Raw genomic sequence first — 362 nt, forward strand, 5'->3', positions numbered from 1 at the left:
AGCCAGGGGAGAGGAACCACGCTGGGCAATCAGTTAGAGGTGATACCGGCAGACCGGACGTGGCGTCCACGGCTGCAAAGCAAACCGAAGGTGGACGGGCCACAGAGCGCCATTGTCACCGGGCCTGCGGGAGAGGAAATCTTCTGTGATGAACATGGCCGGGTACGGGTGAAGTTTCACTGGGACAGGTATAACCCGGCAACGGAGGCGAGTTCATGCTGGGTGCGGGTATCGCAGGCGTGGGCGGGGCCGGGGTTCGGTAACCTGGCGATACCGCGGGTGGGCCAGGAGGTGATTGTTGATTTTCTGAACGGAGACCCGGACCAGCCCATCGTCACGGGACGGACCTACCATGAAGATAA

1 protein-coding gene is annotated in these 362 nt (G+C 61.3%); it reads left to right on the forward strand.

The window, feature by feature from the left end; translation table 11 throughout:
- A partial coding sequence (gene tssI, locus FQ015_RS23300; protein WP_160524558.1) for a type VI secretion system tip protein TssI/VgrG occupies positions 1-362 on the forward strand: 362 nt, incomplete at both ends.

Source organism: Escherichia sp. HH26CH (assembly GCF_009820205.1).
Taxonomy (GTDB): Bacteria; Pseudomonadota; Gammaproteobacteria; order Enterobacterales; family Enterobacteriaceae; genus Escherichia; species Escherichia coli_F.